The organism is Flavobacterium praedii (assembly GCF_026810365.1).
GTDB classification, from domain to species: Bacteria; Bacteroidota; Bacteroidia; order Flavobacteriales; family Flavobacteriaceae; genus Flavobacterium; species Flavobacterium praedii.
Genome location: NZ_CP113948.1, coordinates 1,540,506 through 1,565,954, shown reverse-complemented (window position 1 = coordinate 1,565,954; position 25,449 = coordinate 1,540,506). Strand labels below are relative to the sequence as shown.

At 31.1% G+C, this 25,449-nt stretch carries 21 protein-coding genes; 6 read left to right on the top strand and 15 right to left on the bottom strand.

Going from position 1 to position 25,449, the window contains the following annotated elements:
- Positions 1-116 precede the first annotated feature (116 nt).
- From OYT91_RS06645 to panB, 10 genes are all read right to left on the bottom strand, one after another.
- Entirely contained in the window at positions 117-422 is a 306-nt protein-coding gene (locus OYT91_RS06645) for a type II toxin-antitoxin system RelB family anti-toxin (RefSeq protein ID WP_281240012.1), read from the bottom strand.
- Positions 406-744, bottom strand: coding sequence for a type II toxin-antitoxin system RelE/ParE family toxin (locus tag OYT91_RS06640; protein ID WP_281240011.1), 339 nt, complete (start codon positions 742-744; stop codon positions 406-408). Before OYT91_RS06640 ends, OYT91_RS06645 begins: the two co-directional genes overlap by 17 nt.
- Before the next feature lie 879 nt (positions 745-1,623).
- Positions 1,624-2,913 carry a DEAD/DEAH box helicase gene (locus OYT91_RS06635; protein ID WP_269222539.1) on the bottom strand — a complete coding sequence of 430 codons (1,290 nt, stop codon included), beginning with the start codon at positions 2,911-2,913 and terminating at the stop codon, positions 1,624-1,626.
- A gap of 196 nt (positions 2,914-3,109) precedes the next feature.
- On the bottom strand, positions 3,110-3,961 hold the full coding sequence (ypfJ, locus tag OYT91_RS06630; protein ID WP_281240010.1) for a KPN_02809 family neutral zinc metallopeptidase: 852 nt from the start codon (positions 3,959-3,961) through the stop codon (positions 3,110-3,112).
- A complete protein-coding gene (locus OYT91_RS06625; protein ID WP_281240009.1) occupies positions 3,958-7,911 on the bottom strand; it encodes a PAS domain S-box protein in 3,954 nt (1,317 codons plus the stop codon). The genes ypfJ and OYT91_RS06625 overlap by 4 nt, the downstream gene beginning before the upstream one ends.
- Before the next feature lie 169 nt (positions 7,912-8,080).
- Positions 8,081-8,848: a DUF2189 domain-containing protein gene (locus tag OYT91_RS06620; RefSeq protein ID WP_269222543.1), complete on the bottom strand. Its 768-nt coding sequence runs from the start codon at positions 8,846-8,848 to the stop codon at positions 8,081-8,083.
- A 29-nt stretch (positions 8,849-8,877) separates the two neighbouring features.
- On the bottom strand, positions 8,878-9,615 hold the full coding sequence (locus OYT91_RS06615; protein ID WP_281240008.1) for a nitroreductase family protein: 738 nt from the start codon (positions 9,613-9,615) through the stop codon (positions 8,878-8,880).
- Positions 9,606-10,934 (bottom strand): aldehyde dehydrogenase, encoded by a 1,329-nt coding sequence (locus OYT91_RS06610; RefSeq protein ID WP_281240007.1) that lies wholly within the window; start codon positions 10,932-10,934, stop codon positions 9,606-9,608. The genes OYT91_RS06615 and OYT91_RS06610 overlap by 10 nt, the downstream gene beginning before the upstream one ends.
- Before the next feature lie 70 nt (positions 10,935-11,004).
- Complete coding sequence (locus OYT91_RS06605) at positions 11,005-11,694, bottom strand: RluA family pseudouridine synthase (RefSeq protein ID WP_281240006.1); 690 nt, start codon at positions 11,692-11,694, stop codon at positions 11,005-11,007.
- Positions 11,695-11,724: 30 nt separating this feature from the next.
- Entirely contained in the window at positions 11,725-12,543 is an 819-nt protein-coding gene (panB, locus tag OYT91_RS06600; protein ID WP_269222546.1) for a 3-methyl-2-oxobutanoate hydroxymethyltransferase, read from the bottom strand.
- Positions 12,544-12,864: 321 nt separating this feature from the next.
- Here panB and OYT91_RS06595 point away from each other — a divergent pair, with 321 nt between their 5' ends.
- The 3 genes from OYT91_RS06595 to OYT91_RS06585 all read left to right on the top strand — a co-directional run bounded on the left by OYT91_RS06595 (position 12,865) and on the right by OYT91_RS06585 (position 16,711).
- Complete coding sequence (locus tag OYT91_RS06595; protein ID WP_281240005.1) at positions 12,865-13,977, top strand: sensor histidine kinase; 1,113 nt, start codon at positions 12,865-12,867, stop codon at positions 13,975-13,977.
- A complete protein-coding gene (locus tag OYT91_RS06590; RefSeq protein WP_281240004.1) occupies positions 13,970-14,656 on the top strand; it encodes a response regulator in 687 nt (228 codons plus the stop codon). The genes OYT91_RS06595 and OYT91_RS06590 overlap by 8 nt, the downstream gene beginning before the upstream one ends.
- A gap of 111 nt (positions 14,657-14,767) precedes the next feature.
- Positions 14,768-16,711 (top strand): KUP/HAK/KT family potassium transporter, encoded by a 1,944-nt coding sequence (locus tag OYT91_RS06585; RefSeq protein WP_281240003.1) that lies wholly within the window; start codon positions 14,768-14,770, stop codon positions 16,709-16,711.
- 168 nt (positions 16,712-16,879) lie between these two features.
- Here the strand turns inward: OYT91_RS06585 and OYT91_RS06580 are convergent, their stop codons facing one another.
- A complete protein-coding gene (locus OYT91_RS06580) occupies positions 16,880-18,307 on the bottom strand; it encodes an L-serine ammonia-lyase (RefSeq protein ID WP_281240002.1) in 1,428 nt (475 codons plus the stop codon).
- Between the two features lie 291 nt (positions 18,308-18,598).
- On the opposite strand from OYT91_RS06580, the gene OYT91_RS06575 reads away from it, so the two are divergent.
- The gene (locus OYT91_RS06575) at positions 18,599-18,766 is read left to right on the top strand and encodes a hypothetical protein (protein WP_115810362.1); all 168 of its coding nucleotides are present in this window, start codon (positions 18,599-18,601) and stop codon (positions 18,764-18,766) included.
- A 72-nt stretch (positions 18,767-18,838) separates the two neighbouring features.
- On the opposite strand, the gene OYT91_RS06570 is transcribed toward OYT91_RS06575, so the two are convergent.
- Entirely contained in the window at positions 18,839-21,334 is a 2,496-nt protein-coding gene (locus OYT91_RS06570; RefSeq protein WP_281240001.1) for a TonB-dependent receptor, read from the bottom strand.
- An 80-nt stretch (positions 21,335-21,414) separates the two neighbouring features.
- Positions 21,415-21,756 carry an ArsC/Spx/MgsR family protein gene (locus OYT91_RS06565; RefSeq protein WP_281240000.1) on the bottom strand — a complete coding sequence of 114 codons (342 nt, stop codon included), beginning with the start codon at positions 21,754-21,756 and terminating at the stop codon, positions 21,415-21,417.
- 104 nt (positions 21,757-21,860) lie between these two features.
- Between OYT91_RS06565 and OYT91_RS06560 the strand changes: the two genes are divergently transcribed.
- Positions 21,861-22,775 carry a CPBP family intramembrane glutamic endopeptidase gene (locus OYT91_RS06560; RefSeq protein WP_269222552.1) on the top strand — a complete coding sequence of 305 codons (915 nt, stop codon included), beginning with the start codon at positions 21,861-21,863 and terminating at the stop codon, positions 22,773-22,775.
- A gap of 40 nt (positions 22,776-22,815) precedes the next feature.
- Positions 22,816-23,865, top strand: a complete 1,050-nt coding sequence (locus OYT91_RS06555) for an AMP-binding protein (RefSeq protein ID WP_269222553.1) — start codon at positions 22,816-22,818, stop codon at positions 23,863-23,865.
- Between the two features lie 107 nt (positions 23,866-23,972).
- Here OYT91_RS06555 and OYT91_RS06550 read toward each other — a convergent pair whose 3' ends face one another.
- Positions 23,973-24,404, bottom strand: a complete 432-nt coding sequence (locus OYT91_RS06550; RefSeq protein WP_281239999.1) for a DoxX family protein — start codon at positions 24,402-24,404, stop codon at positions 23,973-23,975.
- 181 nt (positions 24,405-24,585) lie between these two features.
- Entirely contained in the window at positions 24,586-25,224 is a 639-nt protein-coding gene (locus OYT91_RS06545; RefSeq protein ID WP_281239998.1) for a hypothetical protein, read from the bottom strand.
- Between the last annotated feature and the right edge of the window lie 225 nt (positions 25,225-25,449).

Below are 25,449 nucleotides of genomic sequence, written 5' to 3'. Positions count from 1 at the left end.
TAAATTAAGCCCTATTTTCGGATTTGCCAAATCATCCCAAATACAAAACCAACTTCCCATTAAGCCTAATGCCTAAATCCGTTGTAGTGCTGTTATAGGTGATTTCTTTTGATTCCTTAAAGTTTAATTGATAGTTCCAAATGTCCACCTAAACCAAGTTCAACAATTTTTTGCAGAGTTGAAAATCTAGCTTCTTTAATGTTGTTTTCAATCTTAGAGATATAGGATTTTGTAGTTCCAGCTTTTTCAGCAAGTTCTTCCTGTGTTAAACCTTTTTGAAGTCTAGCTTCTTGAATCATTGCGCCAATTTTAAAGTTCTCATATCCAGCATCAAGTTCGTCCCTTTCTACAGTTCCAATTTTTCCGTAATGTTTATCTTTAAATTGGTCGAGTGTTTTGATATTATTATTTTTCGTTTTCATAGTCTTGTTTGATTTTAAGTGCCTTTTTAATTTCTTTTTTTGGAGTCTTCTGCGTTTTCTTTTGAAATCCGTTTGTTAGAATTATTAATTGTCCTTGATCAAAAAAGCAAAAGATTCTAAAAATATCGCTTCCTTGTTGAATTCTAATTTCAAAAAGCCCGTCCGTATTTTCAATGTGTTTAAGATGCGTTTCAGGAATTCTATCCAATTCTTGAATTAGTTCTAACGTCCAGATAATTTTCGCCTTGACTTTTTCTCGTTGTTTTTCAAAGAATTCGTCAAAGTAATCTTTATAAAAAATGATTGTTCGTTGCTTATCCATAATACAAATATACGTAAATTGTACTAAAGTGAAACTTATTGAATGTGAAATTTTTGTTTTGGAGTCGAAATCACCTATAACTCATTTACAGGATAGATAAAATCACTCCAATCTACCCAAATTTAGGTAGCTTGTCCTGACAAATGCCTCTTTATACCTTTTCCCAAATATAGATAATAATAATCACAAACTTACAAAACTTAAATTTTATTCATTTCAACCCTTTTTATGCTCCGCCCAGCAAAATAGGGCATCCGAAGAAAAAAGTATGCCCTGATACGAGCTTCGGAATGCCTGATACGAGCTTCGGAACGCCTGACGCATGCTTCGGAATGCCATTTGCAATCTTCGGACAATTAATTTTCTGCTTCGGATGGACTTTTACGGTCATCGGACAGCTTGATTACTACTGCTGAGTACTTTGCGTTATTGTAAAGTAGTATTATTTTGATGTACAATTTCAGTACCTGATCGCGGATTTACTTCGTCCGTTCGCTATCGCTCGGGTGCAATCCGTGCCCATTTCAATTATCAAGACCAATTTGTTTTAATCTTTCCTTTTCTCATTTTCTCACTTTGTCGATGTGCTGTGTGTGCACGGATTACTTCGTCAATTCACTTCGTTCGTGTGCATATTCATGTTATCGTTGCGATGATATATTTGCGGGATCGGGTTGAATGGTTGTGGGGCGAAGATTTTAGATTTCAGAAAATTTGAAAGAAGTAAAAAACGTGTATTTTAGCCCCGATAGAAACGAAAATCCTTGTGGGGGCTTGCATTTTGCCCCCATAAGATTGTAGTGGATAGCGGGAGGAATCTTCAAAAGAAACGAAAATTCTCTGCTCCTAATAAAAAATAAATCCTGTTTTTAAATGTAATTATTTAGTAGAGCGTCTGTCGTTATTTTGACTAGGACGTCTTGGTCCAAAGCTATTATTACCAGTTCTGCTAGAAGTAGTTGTGGTAGTTTTTTTAGGAGTCGAATTGCGTTGCTGTCTTCCTTGACCTTGTTTAATGGGTTCGGTAGATGCGTTTGGGTCCGGCTCAAAACCTTTGATAGTTTCTCTAGGTAATTTCAGACCAACCAATTTTTCTATATCGCGTAAAAAAACAGTTTCGTCTGGACTAAACAATGAAATAGCTTCTCCACTTGCTCCAGCTCTTCCGGTTCTTCCAATTCGGTGAACGTAATCTTCGGGGATATTAGGCAATTCAAAATTAATAACATGCGGTAATAACGGAATATCCAAACCTCGAGCTGCAATATCTGTAGCGACCAATGCGGTTAGGCTTCCGTTTTTGAAACCAGCTAGGGCTTTTGTTCGAGCACCTTGGCCTTTATTTCCATGTATTGCTGCTGCTTTAATTCCAGCACTAATCATGCTTTCAGTCAGTTTGTTGGCACCTTGTTTGGTACGGGTAAACACCAATATTTGTTGCCATTTTCCTTCTGTAATTAGTTTAATGATCAGTTCTGTTTTTTTCTCTTTTGCAACAGGATATACTTTTTGAGTAATAGCTTCCACCGTTGTGTTTTCTGGAGTTGCTTCTACATGAACTGGATTGTGCAAAATGCCCATTGCCAATTTCTTGATGTCTTTGGAGAAGGTTGCCGAAAACATCAAGTTTTGTCTTTTGGTAGGCAAAACTTTTAGAATGCGTTCGATATCTCTCAAGAAACCCATATCTAGCATACGATCCGCTTCATCTAAAACTAAGATTTCTACTTTTGAAAGAGTAATTAAACCTTGATTTTGTAAATCAATTAATCGACCAGGAGTTGCTACTAAAATATCAACACCTTGACGCAATTGACTCACTTGTGGGTTTTGATTTACACCACCAAAAATGACTGTGCTGCGTATGTCTAAAAATTCGCTGTATTCTTTTATATTCGCTAATATTTGAGCGGCTAATTCTCTTGTAGGTGTCAAAATTAAGGCACGAATTGGTCTGTGACTTAAATGTTTTCCTTGGGATAATAATTGTAATATGGGTAATGTAAAACCAGCTGTTTTTCCTGTTCCCGTTTGTGCGGATGCTAATACATCTTTGCCTTCTAAGACTGGTGGAATTGCTTTTTGTTGTATTGGAGAAGGAGTTGTATATCCTTTTTTGCTGACTGCTTTTAATAGAGCATCAGATAAGCCTAATGATTGAAATGACATAAATTGTGTTTATGAAGTAGACCCTATTTTTTAGTTTACTCCTTTTAAGTTGGCGCAAAGGTACTGCTAATTTATTCGATGTGCCTTTGATTGGAGTACTTTGTTTATTTATAGACAGGCAATGGGATACTTTATGTTATTATAAATCATTGCTGTGGACTAAATAATGTTCCAAAATAATCATTGAAAACCTATTTTAATTTAGCTCAGAAAAAGTGTTTCCTTGTTTGATATCTCCAGTTGTGTATCCTTTCATAAACCAGAATTTGCGTTGCTCTGATGTTCCATGTGTAAAAGATTCAGGAACTATATGCCCCCGCATTCTTTTTTGGATGGCATCATCTCCAACAGCTTGTGCAGCACTCAATGCTTCGTCAATATCGCCAATATCGAGGTTTTCTTGGTTGTATTTTGCCCAAACTCCTGCATAAAAATCGGCTTGTAATTCTAGTGCTACAGATAATTTATTGGCTTCTGCTTCACTTTTGCCTTCTTGGGCTTGACGCATTTTAGCTGAGGTCCCTAATAAAGTTTGAATGTGGTGACCTACTTCGTGAGCTATCACATACGCTGTTGCAAAATCGCCTCCTGAGGCTCCAAATTTGGTTTGTAATTCATCAAAAAAGCCCAAATCCATGTACACTTTTTGATCACCTGGACAATAAAAAGGACCAGAGGCTGATGATGCACCACCACAAGCTGTTTCAACAGAACCAGTGAATAAAACCATTTTTGGTTTGGTATATTGCATATTGTTTTCTTCAAATATTTTGGTCCAAATAATTTCAGTATCTTTTAAAACAACTCTTGGAAATTCACTTAGTTTTTCTTCTTCTTCTGTCAAAGTTCTTGATTCTGTTTGAGTGGTTTGTTGTTGGTTGAATTGCTCTAAAACAGGTGTTATCATTTTTGCATTTTCACCACCAAAAACATTGAGAAGTAAAATAATAATACCTATTATTCCTCCACCTACAATTGTTTTGCCTCCAGAGGACATTCCTCTACGGTCTTCTACATTATCGCTTTGTTGTCTGCCAATCCATTTCATAAGATACTATTATTAGTTATTAGCCATTTTTCTAATTTATCCTCGAGTGTTTTTTTTATAATTGGTTTAGAAAGATAATCATTCATGCCTGCTGCTATGCATTTTTCTCGTTCCCCAACAACAGTACCTGCTGTTAACGCTATAATTAATGTGTTTTTATGATCATTAGATTCTCTTATTTTTGTTGTGGCCTCATAACCATTTACAATAGGCATTTGAATGTCCATAAAAATGATGTCTGGACGAATGTCAAATGTTTTTGCAATAGCTATTTCACCATTTTCCGATTCAAATATAATACAATTTGGTATAATTTGTTTTAATAATGTCTTAGTTAATAACATGTTTATTTTGTTATCTTCTACGATTAATATTTTAGTTTTTAGGGTGTTGAATTTTAAAATAGGATTTAGTATTTCAGGATAAGTAACTTCAATTGATTTTTCGTTTTTGAATTTGTTTGAACTTTTTAATTTTATATCAAAATAAAAGGTACTTCCAACATTGAATTGACTTTTGATTTGTAAATGACTATTCATCAAACTTAATAATTGATTGGAAATTGTTAATCCCAATCCAGTTCCTCCAAATTTTTTGGTAGTTGAACTATCTTCTTGAGAAAAAGCTTGGAAAATAATTTTTTGATTGCTTTTTCTAATTCCAATTCCTGTGTCAATAACAGAGAAACGAAGTGTTGAATAGTTTCTTTGTGCTTCAACTGTTGAAATCAATAACTCAATTTTCCCTGCGTTTGTAAATTTTACAGCATTCGTCAATAAGTTTATTAATATTTGTTTTAAACGAATATAATCTACCCATACACATTTTGGTACGTTTTCGTCTATGGTGTAACTTATTTCTAAGTTTTTTGAATTGGCTTGATAATTAATTAATTCTTTAATTTGAGTAACAATATCATTTATAGAATATTTTTCTATATTCAGTTCAAGTTTTCCGGATTCAATTTTTGAAAAATCCAAAATGTCATTAATTACTTCCATCAATAAATTGGCAGATTGATTGATGGTATTCATGTATTTTTTTTGAGTATTTTCAAGCTTTGAATTCATCAATAAATCGGTATAACCAATAATCCCGTTTAATGGAGTTCGAATCTCGTGACTCATATTTGCTAGAAACTCTGATTTTGCTTTATTAGCTGCTTCGGCCAATTCTTTTTCTTTAATAATAGATTCATTTTTCTTTTTTTGAGTAATATCAATAAGAATTCCTTCCATAAAAGCAATTTTTCCATTTTTGATAATGGAATCTCCAAATTCTTCGACCCAAACAATTGATTCGTTTTTGTGTTTAATTCGGTAGATTATATGTAGAGATTTTTTTTCTTTTAAGGCATCTTTATTTTTTAAAATTACATTTTCAAAATCTTCAGGGAGAATCAAATCAACAAAAAATAGTTTGTTTTCTAGAAAATCAGATTTAGGGTAACCCGTTAGTTTTTCAATTTCATCATTTAAATAGATTTTTGAATATTTTTCATCATAATTAGATAAATAAACGGTTCCAGGTATGTTGTTTGCCAATAATCGAAAGCGTTCTTCACTTTCTTCAATGATTGATTCATTTATATTTCGCTCCATAGAAGTCGAAATGTTTTTTACTAATAATTGCAAAATAGAAATTTCATCGTTATTCCAAATACGTTCTTTAGCAGAATCATCAAAAACAAAAAAGCTATCTAACTCATTTTTTATAAAAACAGGAAAAAACAACATTGAATTTGGGTTCAATTGGTTTAAATATGATTTAATGTTTTTGTTTTGGATTTTATCTTTAATGTTTTCAAAAAATTGATGTGATGGTATATCTTTTATTATATTTTCAAATTCAGAAAATTCGATGTTTATTAAATTAGGATGTATATTTTGAAAATCTTGAGTTGCATTAATCCACATGCATTTTTGATCAAATAAATTGGTTTTTGGGTTTTTTTGAAAAAAGGAAATGCGTTCTGACTTTGTTATTTTTCCAACCTCATTTATAATTTTCTTAATGAGTTTTTTATTGTTTTTTTGTAATAAAAATTGATTAGTATTTTCATTGATAATTAAAAGGAGCTCACTTTTATAAGCTAGTCTTCTTTCTATTTCTGCTCTCATTTGTGAAGCCAAAGCAATTACAATTAAATCAGAAATGGATTTTGCAAAATTGATATCTTCATTGTCCCATTCTCTTATCTGATAAGTTGATTCAAAAGACAAGATACCTTTTAGTTTTCCATCGATAAAAATTGGTGTATCGATTGTTGAGTATATGTGGTTTTTATAGATGTAATCTTGATTTTTTTTATTGTTTGTAGTATGAGATCTAATATTTGAAACTACAAATTGAAGTTTGTTTTCTAATTTTTCAAAATAACTTAAATTTTCATTTTTACCAAAAAAAACACCTTTGTCAAAAGTATTTGTTTTGGAATCATATAATTTTTTGCAAACAAAATTTTCAGATTCATATTCCCAATAACTAGCTCTATTTACATCTAAAGTTTTAGATGTTTCTTTTAAAATTTTATCAAAAGTCAGTTCGTTATTATCGGGATTAGAGTGATTTAATACTGCAATTTCTTTTAAAGTTTTGCTATATTTTTCAACTTTTTGTTGTCTTTTATAGTTTTCTAATTCAAGATTTTTAAACAAGGTGATATCTCTAGCAATTCCGGAATAACCCGTGATTTCATCAAAACTGTTTTTTCTAATAAATACGTTTTGAGAAATCCATACTTCTTCGCCATTCTTTTTTATAATTGGAAACTCTAGAGTAGTAAAATTTTCTTCAATATCTTTTATCCTTCTGTAAAAACTCATTGTATTATAAACATAGCCTTTACTGATGATGGATGGAAAAGTTTTTGTAAGAAATTCTTCCTTTGCGTAACCGAGTAATTTTATAGTATAATCATTAACAAAAGTAAATGTTCCAGTATTGTCTACTTCATATATGATATCATTGGCAGCTTGAACCAAGTTTTCATATTGTTTTCTAATGTTAATTTCATTTGTAACGTCTTGCCCAATTCCGATAATAGAATCATCATCGAACTTTTTATCAATCCATTGAATAAATTTGTATTCTCCATTTTTACATTTTAATTTTCGAACATAAAGACGATTGTCGATGAAATTATTATGATAATCTAATCCTATAAATTCTGGGTCCTCTGTAAGTTCCCAAAATCCCATTCCCATAACTTCAATTGGTGTATAACCTAAAATGGATGTAATGGTTTCACTGCAAAAAGAAACTTCACCCTTTTTGTTTGTAGCAATGGTAAGGGAGTTTCCTTTGTTTACAATTTCATTTGTAAAATTATATTTCTCTTGAATTTTAGTTAACGAAACATGTCTGATATAATTTATAATAAATGCTAAAATGGAGTAGTTAAAAAGGGTAGCAATTTTTTTGATGTTGACTAAATCAAAAACATAAATTGTCATCAAAAAACATAAAATTAATCCTGAAAAAATTAAATACTTTTTTACAGGTTTTATGATGATGTACGAAAAGAAGAATGCTACTATGAAAGCAAAAGAAGGAATTGGATCTTCTGGTAATTGGATGATATTATATCCAATTAAAATAAAGTAGACATAGAATAAGAACATATAAATGCTTTTAATTCTATTGTATAAATACGTTGATCTCTCACTTAATAAAAATAATAATAAAAAGAAAAGTCCAATTCCAAAATTATTAATTAATAAGCTTTTTGGTCTAACATGAGATACTTCAAAAACTATCTCTATGAAGGGGATTACTAATCCAAAAAACAACAAATATAGTTGGTATTCTCTTTTTTCAGAATCATCACTAGAAACGTTGTCTTTGTTTTTTAAAATAGTATATGTTTTAGTATAAGCATAAAACATTCCATATATTAAAAATAGAAATAGTATTAATAAAAATAAATTGCTGTGAAATAATTCTTTCATGTCGATTTTTATCCTATTTAAAAACATAGTCTTGCTTGCCAAACATAGTTTAGTAGTTTTAAAAAAAGAAAATATGTTATAATATAAGAACATGTCTTAAGGATTGAAAATTTACCGTTACAATAGATTGTTTACTAATAAGAAGTACAGTTTGATATAGAGTCGAATTTTAGTTTTCCTTTTGTAAATCTATTCCAATAATTGAAGAATATATTGCATAATTCATTGAGAAAACAAATGGAATAGTAAAAAAGACACCAATACAACACCCCATAATACCAACGAATGAACCAATAATGGCTACAATCATTAATCCTAATAAAACTATGGGTTGTTTGAAAACAATACGTATGCTGGATTTAATAGCATCAAAAGATTTTAGTTTTCCAAAAATAATTAGTGGAATTGTAAGGATGCAGATAAATGATATAAACCATTGAATTAATGTACCTAAAAAGCTTAAATTTAAATAATTCATAAAAAGGCTTATTGCCAAACCAGTAAAAGAAATTATAAAAGTGCTACCAAAGATTCCAGTAAAATAAGGAAGTTTATAATAACTGAATAAGTCCGAAATATGAAATTCTTGATCGTTCTCTCCGCATGCTGCCATTTTTAAAAAAGACGCATTAAAAGGAGCTAATATGCAAGTAACAAATGTAGAAACACAACCGAAAATTAATAATTTGGTTTCAGAAAAATTTTCAATTTTCAATTTTTCAGGATTGAATTCTTGAGTCATTGCTGTAACTCCCATAAACGAAATTAAAGAGACAGCAATAAGAATTGTAAGAAATACAAAGAAAACAAAGAGTACTAATCCAGCATATAACGCTATTTTTTTATAATTTTCAAAGGCATGATTGAATACATTTCCAAAATCCAATTGGTATCCATTTTTTTCAATATTTTCTAATTGTTCTAAAGTTTGGTTCATTTTTTTTGGGGTTAATTTATTATGTTGAATTATACTTTATGATAGACATCTTCAAATGGAATTCGGAAACGTTCTCCATAAATGCCTTGTTCATCTCGAATGCCACAACCCAGAATCATTGTGATTTCTGAACTATTGGGTAAATTTATTATTTTTTTGACTCTTAATGAATCAAATCCTTCCATTGGACAAGTATCGTAGTTTATGGCTGCCATGCTTATCATAAAATTTTGGGCGGCTAGTGCAGCACTTTTATGAGCAACAACGCGCATGTCACTTTCCCTAGCTTGTCTGTAGATTGGTTTGAAAAGCCCGATAATTTGAAAGGCAAAATATTTTATATAGCCTAAAACACCAAAAATATCGAAATAAATAGTTGGAACAATTTTTTTATAATAATTTAAAGCAAATTTTTCTCTTTTAGAATATTCGGTTTCTGGTTTGTTGCCGTATTGTGATTTTAAAAAGGATATGTTGGATTGAACTCTTTTGCGCCATAAATCTTTTCGAGCTACTACAACAACCAATTGTTGTGCCGTTTTTGCTCCGTTTTGGTCAAAACTGGCTGTAGCAATTTGGTCAATTATCTCTTTGGTAGTTATGTGGTAGAATTCCCAAAGTTGCATATTACTGCTCGTAGCTGCTAATGTCGCTAAATGGATACACTCTTTTACTTTTTGCTCGTCTAATGGTTCTTTTTTAAAAATTCTTACGGAGCGACGATATTGTATGGCTTCGCTTACTGATTTTTCATTTGTTATAGCCATTTCAATAATTTTTTTAGTGTTTCTATTTTATTTGTATAGGGTGCATATCTAAGTTTGATATCCAACCAATTTGCTTTTTTTACTATTCCTTTATGATGGGAAAAAAGGTCAAAACTCAATTGCCCATGATAAGCTCCCATTCCGCTATGACCAACACCTCCAAAAGGCAATCTTTTATTAGAAAAATGACTGACAGTATCATTTATACAACCTCCACCAAATGAAAAAGTGGAAACCATTTTTTTAGCAAATATTTTATCATCTGAAAAAACATACAGCGCTAAAGGTTTTTCATAATTTGAAATAATTTTAGAGATTTCTATTTCTTCTTTATAGCTTATGATTGGTAAAATTGGACCAAATATTTCTTCCTTCATCAATAAACTGTCAAGGTTATCCTCAACAATTAGAGTTGGCGCTATATAACATTGTTTAATGGCAGTATCACCACCAAAAATTACTTTTTGAGGTTCGATCATACTACTCAATCGATGCCAGTTTTTTTCATTTATAATTCGGGCAAAATCGGGAGAATCTATTGGATTTATTCCAAATGCTTTTGTGATTTCTTTTTTCATAAAATCGACAAAATGACTTTTCATGTCTTTTTGTATCAAAATATAATCGGGTGCAATGCATGTTTGTCCTGCATTTAAAAATTTACCCCAAACAATTCGCTTAGCGGCGAGTTTTAAATTGGCAGTTTCGTCAATAATACATGGGTTTTTTCCGCCTAGTTCAAGAGTTACAGGAGTTAGGTGTTTTGCTGCTGCTTTGGCTACAATTTTACCTACGGCTACACTTCCCGTAAAAAAGATATAATCCCATCTTTGGGCTAGTAAATTTTGTGTTTCTTCTACACCGCCTTCTATTACTGTTACCTGTTCGTGTTGGAATACTTTTTCTATAATTTCAAGAATTATTGCAGAAGTCTTTGGGGTTAATTCTGAGGGTTTTAAAACCACTTGATTACCTGCTGCAACAGCTGAAATCATTGGGCAAAGTGCCAGTTGAAAAGGATAATTCCATGGCGCTATTATTAATACTTTTCCATAAGGTTCTTTAATAATATAGTCGGTGGAAGGAAAATTTAGTAGAGATGGTCTTACCCTTTTTGGTTTAGACCAATTATGGATATTTTTTATAGTATCTTTTAATTCTGTTATAATGTAACTCGTTTCAGTAGCTATAGCTTCAAATTTAGGCTTCTTGAAATCATCATATAAAGCTTGGATGATTTCATTTTCATGTTTGATTATGACATCCAAAAGTTTAATAAGGGATTCTTTTCTGGACTGAATGTCTGATTTGTAATTCATTGTAAAGAAGTTTGTAAGTACAATGCAATATAAATTTTAAAATTCAAATAAATGTATTTTTCTTCAAAAATTAAATGGCATTCCAAATTACATCTTCGGGAGTAGGAGCTATTATAGTTATATTCTCTTTTGTAACGGGGTGAATAAAGACAAGTTTTCTGGCATGAAGATGGATTCCTCCATCAGGATTACTACGATCAAAACCGTATTTTAAATCCCCTTTTATAGGAGAACCAATAGCAGCGAGTTGTGCACGTATTTGGTGGTGTCTTCCTGTGTGTAAAAGAATTTCGAGGCCAAAGTAATTGTCTAACTCTTTGATAATTTTATATTCTAAACTAGCCAACTTGCTGTCAGGTACTTCTTTGAGATGGGCTTTTGAAGTGTTGTTTTTTTCGTTTCTTTTGATATAATGTACCAGTTTGTCTTCGTTCTTGGAGGGTTTATTTTTAACAACGGCCCAATAGGTTTTTTGAGTTTCTCTATTGCTAAATAGCTCATTCATACGTGTCAAAGCTTTGCTAGTTCTTGCAAAAACAACAATTCCAGAGGTAGGACGATCTAAACGATGAACCACACCTAGAAAAACTTCACCAGGTTTGTTGTATTTATCTTTGATGTATTCTTTTACAACATCACTCAAAGGTTTATCTCCTGTTTTGTCTCCCTGCACAATATCACCTACACGCTTATTAACCACGATTAAGTGATTGTCTTCATGTAGAATTTGGAGATTGGATTTGTTTGAAATTATTTTCATTATAGATTCCCTATTCGGGGGCTAGGAGTCTTAATATTGTTCATTTGAATTTGGAAAATCTTCCGATTTTACATCGGCGACATACTGACTGATAGCAGTTGTCATTCCATCGTATAAATTCATATAACGTCTTAAGAAACGAGGGCTAAATTCATTATTCATTCCCAACATGTCATGAATTACCAATACTTGTCCGTCTACACCGCCACCAGCACCAATTCCGATTACCGGTATCGAAATGCTTTCTGCAACTTGTTTGGCTAAATGAGCTGGTATTTTTTCAAGGACCAATGCAAAACATCCTAAATGTTCCAATAATTTGGCATCTTCTATTAATTTTTCGGCTTCTTGTTCTTCTTTGGCGCGTACCGTATAAGTTCCAAATTTATAAATAGATTGAGGTGTTAATCCCAAATGTCCCATAACTGGAATTCCTGCATTTAAGATTTTTTTGATCGATTCTTTGATTTCTTTGCCACCTTCTAATTTTACAGCATGACCACCACTTTCTTTCATAATTCTGATTGAAGAGCGTAAAGCTTCTTTAGAATCAGATTGGTAACTTCCAAAGGGTAAATCAACTACTACCAAAGCTCTTTCGACAGCTCTAACCACAGATGAAGCATGGTAAATCATTTGATCTAAAGTGATTGGTAATGTTGTTTCATGACCTGCCATAACATTTGAAGCCGAATCTCCCACTAGAATTACATCAATTCCGGCAGTATCCACGATTTTGGCCATCGTATAATCATAAGCTGTTAACATAGAGATTTTTTCCCCATTGGATTTCATCTCGATCAAAGACTTAGTGGTAATTCTTTTGTAATCTTTTTTTATTGCAGACATTGTGATTATGATTTTAATTCCGAAACGCTCGGTATTGATTTTAATTTCAGACTGTAAAAGTAATAAATTGAATTTTTTTAAATTGAATTTTTATAAGGAATATCAAAAATTAGGTTGTTGAAATTATGAGATTGCTATTTTACTAATATATTTTTAAGATATTCTTTTAAAAAAAAGTTTATAATTTAATTTTCTAAAAAACAAAAAACTGGTTTTGAGTAAAAATTAAATCTTTATAAAATCTTTATATCCTAGTTTGATATATTATAAAATACTTACATCATATCCTTTAACTTTGCCTTAACAAATTAACACAAGGATATGAGTAGTATTTTGGATCAAATTAAAATTAAAAACCAATATTTAATAAGCATTTTGTCGGTTGGGATTGTTGCTTTGTTGTGTTTGTTTACCAGAGATTATTTAGATTTTAAAATTGTTGGTTATATTTTATTGGTGGTTGTTTCAGTGTTGTCCATGTTTTTGGCCATCAAACCATTATTACTTAGCGCTATTTTGAGTACATTGATATTAAATTTTTTCTTCATTCAACCGTATTATACTTTTCATATTAGTGATGCAGAAGACTCTTTGTTGTTGGTTTTATTCTTCATTATTACTCTTGTAAATGCGGTTTTAACCCATAAAATTAGAAGAGCCGAAAAGATTTTACAGGTAAAAGAACTTAGAGTTAATACGATGAAACTTTACAATGCGCTGCTCGATTCTTTATCGCATGAATTGAGAACTCCGATATCTACAATTATGGGAGCTATTGATACTATTCAAAGCAAATCGGTACCTATTTCGGAAGAAAATAAAGAAAATTTATATGCAGAAATAGAAAAAGCTTCCTTGCGATTGAATCACCAAGTAGAGAATTTACTCAACATGTCTCGTTTGGAATCGGGCGTTATTCAGCCCAAAATGGATTGGTGTGATCTTGAAGAATTAATTTATAATGTTTTGGATCACCTAAAAGATGATTTAAAATTTCATAAAGTGGTTGTAAAAACAGACGAAAATTTACCCCTTTTTAAATTGGATTATGGTTTGATGCAACAGATAATTTTTAATTTGGTTTTTAATGCTTCTCAATACACACCCAAAGGCGCTAAAATAGAAATCAAGGTTTCTTATAATCTGGATGTCGATTTTGATTACAATCCTGATAAATTATGCCCCTGTGTGATTACTATTACCGATGATGGAATTGGGTTTCCAGAAAATGAAATTGATAAAGTTTTTGATAAATTCTACCGATTGCAAAACTCTAAAACGGGCGGTACAGGACTAGGTTTGTCTATCGTAAAAGGTTTTGTTGAAGCCCAACATGGAAAAGTAAAACTTGAAAATAGAGAAGAAGGGGGTTCTATTTTTACCCTTAGTTTTCAAACAGTAATTATGAATACTAAAGAAATTTCAAATGAATAATAGTGCTCAAATTTTAGTAATTGATGATGAGATTCAGATTAGAAAACTACTTGAAATTACTTTAAATTCTAATGATTACAAAACAATTTTTGCTGTAAATGCAAAAGAAGGAATGGCTATGGTTGCGAATTATCAGCCTGATTTGGTTATCCTTGATTTGGGTTTGCCCGATGAAGATGGACAAGATGTTTTGAAAAGATTAAGAGAATGGTACAAAAATCCAATAATAATATTAACGGTTAAAAGTACCGAAGATGAAATTGTAAAAGCTCTTGACAACGGTGCAAATGATTATTTGACTAAACCCTTTCGTACACAAGAATTACTAGCTAGAATTCGAACAGCTCTACGAAATTTAGTCAGTATTGAAAAGGATCCTATAATCGAATTTGGGTCTGTTTCTATTGACTTTTCGTCTAGAATTGTAAGATTGAATAATGAGATTTTAAAACTTACTACCACCGAATACAACTTACTTTCTATTTTTATAAAAAATGAAGGACGTGTATTAACCCATCAATATTTGTTGAAACAGGTTTGGGGAAATAGTTATGCAGATCAAACACAATACTTACGTGTTTTTGTAGCGCAACTTCGAAAGAAAATTGAAGAGGATCCTAACCGACCTAAATTTATTATCACCGAATCGGGGGTAGGATACCGATTTAATACAAGTTAAAATCAAATAAATAGACTTTACAAGTTTGTGATATGGAGTGTTCAAAGCATCCCGTATGGGGTTTGCTTTGGCTTAAAAGGAATGAATTAAATGAATAAATAATAGAATAAAATGAATAAATCAACAGTTCAAAAAGTAACTGCAGCGTCACTTTTAGTAGCACTCGGTATTATTTACGGAGATATTGGGACCAGTCCGCTATATGTAATGAAAGCCATTATTGGGCAAAGAGAAATATCAAAATTATTAGTATATGGTGGAATTTCATGTGTTTTTTGGACACTAACTTTTCAAACCACTTTTAAATATGTTTTGCTAACACTTTCTGCCGATAATCATGGTGAAGGAGGCGTTTTTTCTCTTTATGCTTTGGTCAAAAGATTTGGTAAAGGAAAATTAATTATACCGACCATTTTAGGAGCAACAACGTTGTTGGCAGATGGAATTATTACACCTCCAATTTCTGTTACTTCGGCCGTTGAAGGATTGGGGGATGTTGTGCCAAATATTCCAATTTTGCCTATTGTCATCGTAATTATATCGGGTCTGTTCTTTTTTCAACGATTTGGTACTCAAAAAGTGGGATTCTTTTTTGGCCCGGCCATGGTGGTTTGGTTTTCTATGCTCTTTGTTTTAGGATTTACTCAGATTTTGCAGCATCCTGCTATCTTAACCGCTTTGAATCCCATGTATGCTTATGAATTATTAGTAGAATATCCTCATGGTTTTTGGCTTTTAGGAGCTGTTTTTCTTTGTACGACAGGGGCAGAAGCTTTATATTCGGATTTAGGGCATTGTGGTAAAAAAAATATTCGCGTTACTTGGACTTTTGTAAAAGTAGCATTGGTTGTTAATTATTTAGGGCAAGCGTCTTGGTTAATGAATCAAAGTAATCATTTCTTGGAAGGGAAAAACCCTTTTTATGCTATTATGCCACAATGGTTTCTGGTACCAGGAGTTATAATAGCTACTTTTGCTGCCATTATTGCCTCTCAAGCATTGATTAGTGGATCATTTACTTTAATTAACGAAGCAGTTTCCCTTAATTTTTGGCCTAGAGTTACAATGAAAAACCCAACCAACTTGAAAGGTCAAATCTATATTCCATCGGTGAATACCATTTTGTGGGTTGGTTGTATTTTGATGGTTTTGTATTTTAGAACTTCTGCAAACATGGAAGCTGCCTATGGATTTTCGATAACCATAGCGATGTTGATGACCACTGTTCTTCTAAATTATTATTTGATTTATATCAAAAAGATGAATAGAATTCTTATTGGTGTGATCATAACCGTTTTTGCAGCTATTGAAATTGCATTTTTTGTGGCCAATATTGTAAAAATAAAAGAACGTTGGATGTTTTTGTTTTTTGAGCTTTTCATATTTATGACCATGTATGTTTGGTTCTTTTCTCGAAAAATCAATAATAAATTTGTAAAATTCACCAATTTAACGGAATATACTACGAGATTTGAGGAATTAAGTAATGATGTTTCCATTCCGAAGTATTCTACTCATTTAATTTACCTGTCAAAAGCAGACCGGAATTATGAAATTGAAGAGAAAATATTGAATTCAATCTTTTCTAAAAAGCCAAAAAGAGCTGATGTGTATTGGTTTTTCCATATCAATAGAACCAATTCCCCTTTTGATTTGAATTATGAAGTTATTGAATTATTGGATGATAAAGTGATCAAAATTGTATTAAATATTGGTTTCAGAATTCAACCAAAAGTGGAATTGTATTTCAAAAGAATTGTTCAAAATCTAGTTGACAACAAAGAACTGAATTTACATATTCGTGCTGATGGTTCAACAAAATACAATCCAGAACCTGATTTTAAATTTGTAATTATTGAAAAATTCTTGTCGGTAGAAAATGAATTTGCTGTAAGAGATGGACTTTTATTGAATTCCTACTACATCCTAAAAAACATGTCACTCTCGGATACTAGAGCTTTTGGTCTAGATAAAAGTGATGTTGTGATTGAAGAAATTCCAATCGTTTATCAACCTATTGCTAAATTAGATTTGGAACGAAAAGTGGTTAATTAGTTTTTTAATTTTTGTTTTCTGAAATAAGGATAAATTATAATTTCGTTTTCAGAAAGGAATAAAAAAATCAGATTAGATGTTATGGCATCTTAATCTGATTTTTTTATTCATGTATATTCTGTTTTTATTTCAGCTATTCGGAAACTCTTACTGCGACATAAAACTTTCTTAACAATCGGCCATATTTACAGCAATTGCAAGTCCTCCTTCCGAAGTTTCTTTGTATTTAGAATTCATATCTTTTGCAGTTTGCCACATGGTATCTATTACTTTGTCCAAAGATACTTTTGCATTTTTCGCATTGGTTTCTAAGGCTAGTTCAGCTGCATTAATGGCTTTTATAGCGCCCATGGTATTTCTTTCAATGCAAGGAATTTGAACCAAGCCACCAATAGGATCACAGGTCAATCCCAAATGATGTTCCATCGCTATTTCGGCAGCCATTAAAACTTGGTCTGGTGTCCCGCCCATCAATTCGCATAATGCGGCCGCGGCCATTGCGCTAGAAACACCAATTTCGGCTTGGCAACCGCCCATTGCTGCAGATATAGTAGATCCTTTTTTGAAAATACTGCCTATTTCACCTGCAACCATCAAAAATTGTTTGATCTCTTTTTCACCTGCTTGATGATTTTCAATAACCAAATAATACATTAATACGGCAGGAATAACCCCTGAACTTCCATTAGTTGGAGCTGTTACAACGCGTCCTAATGCTGCATTTACTTCGTTTACGGCCAAGGCAAAACAACTTACCCATTTTAGAATTTGACGAAACTTAACTTCGGTTTTTCTTATTTCTTCTAACCATTCTTGTGGATTGGAATAATTAGACAAACCAATCAAATTTTGATGCATATCGAAAGCACGTCTGCGTACATTCAATCCACCCGGAAGTATGCCTTCAGAGTGACAACCAATATACATACATTCTAACATAGTGTGCCAAATGCGTATTAATTCGTGATTAATAACTGCTTCTGTTCGCATCGATTTTTCGTTTTCATAAACGATTTCCGAAATGGTTTTATTTTCTTTTGCACAATAAACTAAAAGCTCAGTAGCTTTATCAATCGGATAGGGAAAAGCACATTTAATTGCTTCTTTCTTTTGGGCATTTTCTCTTTCTTCTTTGACTACAAATCCTCCACCAATAGAATAAAAGGTAGAACTATATTCGGATTCATCATTAAAGTAAGCTGTAAAGGTGAGTCCATTGGCATGAAAAGGAAGAAAGTTTTTATTGAAAACGATGTCTTGATGTACATTAAAAGGAATGTAAAATTGATTGCTTAAATGAATTTCATTTTTATTTTCAATGGATTTAATAATTTCATCAATATTTTGAACAGGAATGTATTCAGGATCTTGACCGCTTAAGCCAAGCATGATTGCTAAATCGGTTGCATGTCCTTTGCCCGTTAACGAAAGGGAACCATATAAATCAACTTTTATTCTATTTATTGTATTGATGTCATATTCATTTTGTAGTTCTTTTAAAAAACGTTCAGCTGCTCTCCAAGGACCAAGTGTATGAGAACTTGATGGCCCAATACCAATTTTTAACATATCAAAAACAGAGATGCATTCTTCCATAAAATTTATTTTTTTGATGAACAAATATAGCTATTAATTAATGTATAAAAATTGAAAATTTCTGTTAAAAATGATAATTTGGTAATGTTTAGGGTAAAAATGGGCAGCCGATTTAAAGTATTGTTAGAAATCTATTGTTTCATAAAAAATAGAATTATGCATTTTGAGAAATGATTTTGACATACAAAGCTATTAACCAATAAAAATAGCTTTATACTTTTTGTATTTTTTATTGGTACAAAAAGATATAAAAACATATATTTGTTGCTTCATTCAAAAATTCCGGAAAACATGTTTGAATTTCAACAGTATTTAGGCTTTTTACTTTTCTTAACCATCCTTACAATGGGATTTTGGTTAATGTTTTTTTTAGTTGGTTTCGTATCCTATTGGGTAGGTGGAGCAACTTGGGAAGCTTATAAAGAAAAGAAAGCAAAACAAAAAGAAGAAGAAGCTTAGTCTTTTTTTTACTTTGTCAAAATAAAAAAGGATTCGTAATTACGAATCCTTTTTTTTATACTTAATTTGAGATTATCCTGGGAAATCTGATCCACCATCTCCACCACCTTCATTTTTAGGTTGCGCATTCTTTTCTTTTTCACTTTTCGATTTGTTAAAACGGTAAGTGAATGATAAATTGAATTGACGTTTACGAAATTGCATTTCACCATACGAAGATTGATTATCAAGATAGGTGTATGACCTCATTTTTCTAGTATTGAAAATATCACTGATATTAAAAGCTAATGTTGCTTTATCCTTTAGTAAATCTTTGCTAAAAGCGGTGTTCATACTAAACTGATCTAAACTTTTTCCTTGTGCCGTTTTTTGTTCGGCATTGTAATTAGCATTCAATTGCCAGTCGATTTTGTAAGGTAATGTTAATTTTGAACTAACTCTTGCAGACCAAGTATTGGCTTGATTGTCTAGATTTTGTATTATCAAATTTCCTTTTGTATCCGTGTAACTGTGTTCTCCTGTTGTTTTTACATTATACAAATTAAAATTACTATTTATTCTCCATATTTTAAAAGGGTTGTAATTTAATGTAAACTCAAAACCATATTTTTGCTCTTTTCCTAAGTTAATTGGTTTGCTTTTTATAACAGGAATACCTTCAATTACTTCGCCAGGCATAGGCGTTACTACTTTACCATCAGGCGTTACAATGTCACCTGTAGGAGATCGTACAAAGCTGAAAACATCTTTTGTGCTTTCAAAATAAGCAGAAGTGTTGAATGTTATTTTTTTCCAACGCTTGATAAAACCAAAATCAAATTTGTCTGTTAGGGAAGGGTCTAGGTCTGGGTTTCCTTGAAAAATATTCACGATACTTGAATAGTTTACAGCTGGATTCATGAAACGACCTCTTGGTCTTGTCAAACGTTTACTGTAGCTTGTAGTAATGTTGCTTTGATCTGAAACTTCATAACTAATAAAAGCACTCGGAAAAAAGTTGTTGTATTTTTTAGTGTTGAAATCGTTGGTATCCAATAAATTTACTTGAACATTGGTGTCTTCCCAACGTAAACCAAATAAATAAGAGAATTTATTTTTCTTGAAACCATATTGGGTATAAAGTGAATTGATATTTTCTTTGTATTCTAAAGTATTAGACAAGTTATTGATTTTGATTCCTTGATCGTCAAGAACATAATATTCGTTGTTTAAATCTCCAAAACTTCCTTTGTATCCAGCCTCAAACTGACTTCCTTCACCTAATGGAAGAACGTAATCTGCCTGTAACTGTGCTTGTTTTTGAATTTGATTATTTAAAGTATTATTATAATTGTTAGAATCTGTAATAATACTTTGGCTATCATCCGTATTTCTTGAAATAGAAGCATCAATGGTAAGTTTGTGCCCTTTGTCGTTGAAATTTTTAATTAAGTTTGAAGTAAATGAGGTGTTTTCGCTACCGGTATCTCCATTATTTAAACGGTAAGTTGTACCTGTAAAATTATGAGCCGCATCATAATTGTTGTAGTTAATTAAATCATTGTCTTCACCCGTATTCTTTTCATAATTGATGGCATTTGTCCAATACATATTTGGCGCAATTGTCCATTCAATACCGGCTCTTCCATTAAAACCATCTCTGGTTCTCTTTGTGTTGCGATCTTCATTTAAGAAGTTTTTAATGGTACCGTCATTATTAAAATATTCTGAATTGGTTTTACCTCCACCTTCGTTTGTTCTATGATTATAACCTGCAGTAGTGAAGTAGTTTAATTTTTCTGTTTTGTAATTCACATTGGCACTTAAACCATACGTTTCTGGAATACCAGTTGAAGCTATGATAGTTCCGTTGAAGCCTTGATTTTTACCTTTTTTAAGGATGATATTGATTATTCCTGAACCACCTTCTGCATCATATCGTGCAGATGGATTGGTGATAACTTCTACTTTATCAATGGCATCTGCAGGAAGTTGTTTTAACGCTTCAGCAATGTTGACTGCATAAGAGGGTCTTCCATCAATTAAAATTCGGATATTATCACTTCCTCTTAAACTAACGTTTCCTTCGGTATCAACTGAAACAGAAGGAACATTGTCTAAAACATCACTCACAGTTCCGCCTCTTACCATCATATCTTGACCAACGTTATAGACTTTCTTGTCCAGCTTAATTTCTACTGATGATTTTTCGGCACGAACAACAACTTCGTTTAATTGTGAAGCATCATCTTCAAGTGCTAGGGTTCCTAATGAAGTTTTTTCGGTAATATTTTTCCCTTTTATATCGACATGCTTAAATGAAATGAATTCAATTGTAATGTCGTAAATTCCAGGGATAACATCAGCTTCAAATTCACCTTTGCTGTTTGTTATTCCTCCAGTTAAGGCCTTTGGATTTTTGATGTTTTTTAATGTAATGGTAGCGTATTCAAGTGGTTGATTGCTTTTTTTGTCAACAATTTTTCCAGTTACTTTAATTTTGTTAATGGCTGGTGGTCCTTGTTGTGCAAAGTTTGAAAGTCCAATAAATAGAAATAAAAGCAGTGCAGTAAGTTTAATTTTTTTCATTAGTATTGAGTAAGATTTCCAAATAAGATGATGGAAAAGAAAAATAGTTTAAAGTTAGAATCTTAATCTTTTGTTAATGTTTATAAAAACGAATTAACTTTTTCCAAATCACGGCCTATGATTGCTTTGTCTTCTTTGATTAAAATGGGTCTTTCGATAAGAATTGGGTTTTCTATCATGGCTTGAATGATTTCATCTTCAGTTAAAATTTTTCCTTTGTACTTTTCGATCCAAATTTTTTCTTTTTGACGGACTAATTCAATAGCAGAAAAATTCAATTTTTGAAGTATTTCTTTTAATTTTTCAGCATTAGGTGGGGTTTCTAGATAGTTGATGATTTCAAATGGAGTGTTTGAATCTTTTAAAAAAAGCAAGCAATTTCTTGATTTTCCGCAACGTTGATTATGGTAAACTTGTATCATTTTAATATTGGAATTAGTTTGAACTGAAATATTACACTATTTTAGCGCCAACAAAAATACCATTTGCAAAAAGAAAGCAAGAATAATTATTGAAAAAATATTAAATGTTTATAGAACAGGGGATTGATAAAAACAACAAATTTGGGAAGTATCTATTAGGATCCATTATTATAATTATTGCTTCTTTAATAGGGCAAATCCCCATGTTTTTAGCGTTATTATACCAAACGATGTTTAAAGGGAAAGTATATCCTAAAAATGATGAAGAACTATTTCATTTTTTCGAACCTAATTTGAATTTATTCTTATTGCTTATTTCGTTTGTTTTTGCTTTAATCGGAATTTATTTTGTTGTTCGTTTTTTACATCATCAATCACTCCTTTCGATAGTTACCTCTAGATATAAAATCGATTGGAAAAGAGTATTTTTCTCTTTTGGGGTTTGGACATTAATTACTTTAATTTCTACAATCGTTTCTTATTATTTGTTTCCAGTAGATTTTAAGATTAATTTTCAACTCTTTCCCTTTTTGATTTTGGTTGTTGTGGCTACATTATTAATTCCCATACAAACTAGTGTTGAAGAATTAGTTTTTAGAGGATATTTAATGCAGGGTTTTGCAAATTTATCCATGAATAAATGGTTTCCTTTATTGATGACTTCCATTATTTTTGGATTAATGCATCTATCCAATCCTGAAGTTTTAAAAATGGGAAATGTTATTATGATATACTATATAGGTACTGGTTTTTTTCTTGGAATTCTTACTTTGATGGATGAAGGAATGGAATTAGCATTGGGGTTTCATGCAGCTAATAATTTAATCGGCGCATTGTTAGTTACATCGGACTGGTCAGCTTTTCAAACTTATTCTATTCTAAAAGATGTGTCCAAACCTGAAGCAGGATTTGATATTATCTTTCCTGTAATTGTTGTTTATCCTTTACTTTTAATTATATTTGGGTTAAAATACAGATGGTCGGATTGGAAAGGAAAATTAACGGGATCCATAGTATAGTTAAGAAAATAATAATCTAAAAACAATTAATATAATTATCATGAATACAGTAACATACAAAAATGTACACAACCAATTTAAATTAAATGGGTATCATTTGACAAAAGAAGATTTATGCAGAGTTGCTTATAGTTTTATTAAAGAAGGTGAAGATTTTGAACAAGCTGTTGGAGATTTTCTTTTAGATTGGTTTGATGACAAGTCATATATCGATATGTATACTTCTGGGACAACTGGAGATGCAAAAACAATAAGAATAGAAAAAAATGCCATGGTGCAATCAGCTATTTCTACAGGTGATTTTTTTGGTTTACAGCCAGGAGACAGGGTATTACATTGCTTACCTGTAAATTTTATAGCTGGAAAAATGATGTTTGTGCGCTCTTTTATTTTAGGGTTGGATATGGATTTTGTAGCACCAAGTTCTTATCCATTAGAAAATAATGATGAAAAGTATGATTTTGCAGCTATGGTGCCACTTCAAGCAAAAAATTCAATAAATAAATTAACGAATATCAAAAAAGTAATTATTGGTGGAGTTAAAATTCATAAGTCATTAGAACAAGAATTGGTGAAATTACCAATAGAGATTTATGAAACTTATGGTATGACAGAAACAATAACTCATATTGCTGCAAAAAAAGTGGGTCAAGAGGCTTTTACAACATTGCCTAATGTTACGGTCTCTAAAAATGAAAATCAATGTTTAGAAATTTTGGCTAAAAATATTGGAAATGAAAAAATCGTTACTAATGATATTGTTAAACTTATTTCTGATACTCAATTTATTTGGTTAGGACGTTATGATAATGTAATCAATAGTGGAGGTATAAAAATCATGCCCGAACAAGTAGAAAGTAAATTGTCTACATTGATTCCAAGACGCTATTTTGTTGATGGATTGCAAGATGAAAATTTAGGTGAAAAAGTTGTGCTATTTGTAGAGGGAGAACCTATAAATATTGATAATTCTATTTTTGATGTTTTAGACAGATATGAAAAACCAAAGGATATCGTATTTATTCCTAAGTTTAAAGAAACTGCAACTGGGAAAATAATGAGAACAGAAAGCAAAGAATTGGTAGCATAAAAATAGTATTTTAATGTTCTATGATATAAAAAAGAGAGGATTTGTCCTCTCTTTTTTATTGGTTTCAACCATTTGAAGTTTTTTTATTTAATAGTTTTCAGTAGGATCTACTGTTCCATTTTAAAAAAATAATCTGCCGAATTTTTACCACTACCATAAATTAAGAAAAGAATACATACACAAAGAGTAAGAATGGCTAAAAGTAAGTTTTGATGGTGCATGTCTCCCATAAAATTTATCACTACTGCGCCAATAAGAATTGGCAATTGTACTATTATTGCCCAACGTGTAAGTAATCCAAAGAAAATTAATATTCCTCCAAGAAAATGTGCTGAAGCAATATAATGAATGATAAACCATCCAAAGACCCCTTTGTTAATATTGTCAATTGGCGATATTAAATCAACTAAATACTGGATGTTTGTGATGAAAATAATTCCTTTAATAAATAAGAAAACACCCAAAGCCATCCGAAATAAATCAACTGGTAAATAAGTGTGCGCATTGGCCCATTTATTTAAATGTTTTACGCTGTTCATAATATATAAGTTAGAAATTTAAGTACTAAGTTGTTAATAATTAATGATATATGTTTTTAAAACAAGTATTAATTTTATTTTACAATAAGATTTTCCTATGAATTGATTGTTATTTTTTTGTAATAATAAATGAGATTTTATAAATCTCTACTATCTTTTTTTGTTTTATCATAATTGAATTTTAATGATTATTTATTTTATCGAAACTGTAATTTAATTTTATGCAGGCAAAATTTTCAGCATGTTTTTCAGTAAAAAAATTAGACCAATTTAGAGACAAATCAAGTTTGTTGATTTTTGTGTCTAATGAAATATGTTTACCAATATATAGTGCAGAACAAGATCCAATTCGGGTATTTCCATCGTATTCTTCAACAAATCCAAAACCTGTTTTGTTATCTTCATCTGAAAATACAAATCCTATTCCTGTTTCTAAACCCCAATACCAATTTTTTTTCAAATTTAATTGTAAGTTTGGTTTAAAACTGGCAATACTAAAATTACGGTGAGCAGCTTTAAATAGTGGTATTGAATCAGGAATATTTTTTCTAGAAAATCTGTAGTCGTAATCCATTCGAACACCAATTTCTAATTTATCTGAAATTATTTTTGCTATTCTTATATTAATTCCAATAGCAAATAAATGGGTACGCATTAAATCGTCATGAGCCGGTATTGATAGATTAATTCCGGTCTGAAAATATATTTTTTGGTAGTCTTTTGATGAAAAATATTTTTTGGCTTCATTTTGTGCCAACATCAAATGAGTAATAAAAAACATTACATATATAAGATAGAATAGATTTCTTTTTGCTTCCATCTTTACTGGGTCTTTTTGAAGTTTTGTTTAATAAAACCGAAAAAAAAGTACTTTGGGGCCAGTAGGTAATATCTATTACAATTTAGTCATTTTTTTTATATAAACATAGGATTATTGGTTTAATTTTAAACTGCCTAGCGATCTTTTAAACTGTCTAATTTGTTGCATTTGACAGAAAATATATTTTAATTTCTAATGCGAAAAAATCTAAAAGATAATAGATAT

What these genes read in the sequence shown, in the direction of transcription:
- OYT91_RS06590 (WP_281240004.1), top strand. Translation starts at nt 13,970, where the DNA reads ATGAATAATAGTGCTCAAATTTTAGTAATTGATGATGAGATTCAGATT.
- ypfJ (WP_281240010.1), bottom strand. Translation starts at nt 3,961, where the DNA reads ATGAAATGGATTGGCAGACAACAAAGCGATAATGTAGAAGACCGTAGA.
- OYT91_RS06615 (WP_281240008.1), bottom strand. Translation starts at nt 9,615, where the DNA reads ATGGCTATAACAAATGAAAAATCAGTAAGCGAAGCCATACAATATCGT.
- OYT91_RS06595 (WP_281240005.1), top strand. Translation starts at nt 12,865, where the DNA reads ATGAGTAGTATTTTGGATCAAATTAAAATTAAAAACCAATATTTAATA.
- OYT91_RS06570 (WP_281240001.1), bottom strand. Translation starts at nt 21,334, where the DNA reads ATGAAAAAAATTAAACTTACTGCACTGCTTTTATTTCTATTTATTGGA.
- OYT91_RS06625 (WP_281240009.1), bottom strand. Translation starts at nt 7,911, where the DNA reads ATGAAAGAATTATTTCACAGCAATTTATTTTTATTAATACTATTTCTA.
- OYT91_RS06640 (WP_281240011.1), bottom strand. Translation starts at nt 744, where the DNA reads ATGGATAAGCAACGAACAATCATTTTTTATAAAGATTACTTTGACGAA.
- OYT91_RS06550 (WP_281239999.1), bottom strand. Translation starts at nt 24,404, where the DNA reads ATGAACAGCGTAAAACATTTAAATAAATGGGCCAATGCGCACACTTAT.
- OYT91_RS06575 (WP_115810362.1), top strand. Translation starts at nt 18,599, where the DNA reads ATGTTTGAATTTCAACAGTATTTAGGCTTTTTACTTTTCTTAACCATC.
- OYT91_RS06645 (WP_281240012.1), bottom strand. Translation starts at nt 422, where the DNA reads ATGAAAACGAAAAATAATAATATCAAAACACTCGACCAATTTAAAGAT.
- OYT91_RS06580 (WP_281240002.1), bottom strand. Translation starts at nt 18,307, where the DNA reads ATGGAAGAATGCATCTCTGTTTTTGATATGTTAAAAATTGGTATTGGG.
- panB (WP_269222546.1), bottom strand. Translation starts at nt 12,543, where the DNA reads ATGTCTGCAATAAAAAAAGATTACAAAAGAATTACCACTAAGTCTTTG.
- OYT91_RS06555 (WP_269222553.1), top strand. Translation starts at nt 22,816, where the DNA reads ATGAATACAGTAACATACAAAAATGTACACAACCAATTTAAATTAAAT.
- OYT91_RS06620 (WP_269222543.1), bottom strand. Translation starts at nt 8,848, where the DNA reads ATGAACCAAACTTTAGAACAATTAGAAAATATTGAAAAAAATGGATAC.
- OYT91_RS06560 (WP_269222552.1), top strand. Translation starts at nt 21,861, where the DNA reads ATGTTTATAGAACAGGGGATTGATAAAAACAACAAATTTGGGAAGTAT.
- OYT91_RS06610 (WP_281240007.1), bottom strand. Translation starts at nt 10,934, where the DNA reads ATGAATTACAAATCAGACATTCAGTCCAGAAAAGAATCCCTTATTAAA.
- OYT91_RS06585 (WP_281240003.1), top strand. Translation starts at nt 14,768, where the DNA reads ATGAATAAATCAACAGTTCAAAAAGTAACTGCAGCGTCACTTTTAGTA.
- OYT91_RS06635 (WP_269222539.1), bottom strand. Translation starts at nt 2,913, where the DNA reads ATGTCATTTCAATCATTAGGCTTATCTGATGCTCTATTAAAAGCAGTC.
- OYT91_RS06565 (WP_281240000.1), bottom strand. Translation starts at nt 21,756, where the DNA reads ATGATACAAGTTTACCATAATCAACGTTGCGGAAAATCAAGAAATTGC.
- OYT91_RS06545 (WP_281239998.1), bottom strand. Translation starts at nt 25,224, where the DNA reads ATGGAAGCAAAAAGAAATCTATTCTATCTTATATATGTAATGTTTTTT.
- OYT91_RS06605 (WP_281240006.1), bottom strand. Translation starts at nt 11,694, where the DNA reads ATGAAAATAATTTCAAACAAATCCAATCTCCAAATTCTACATGAAGAC.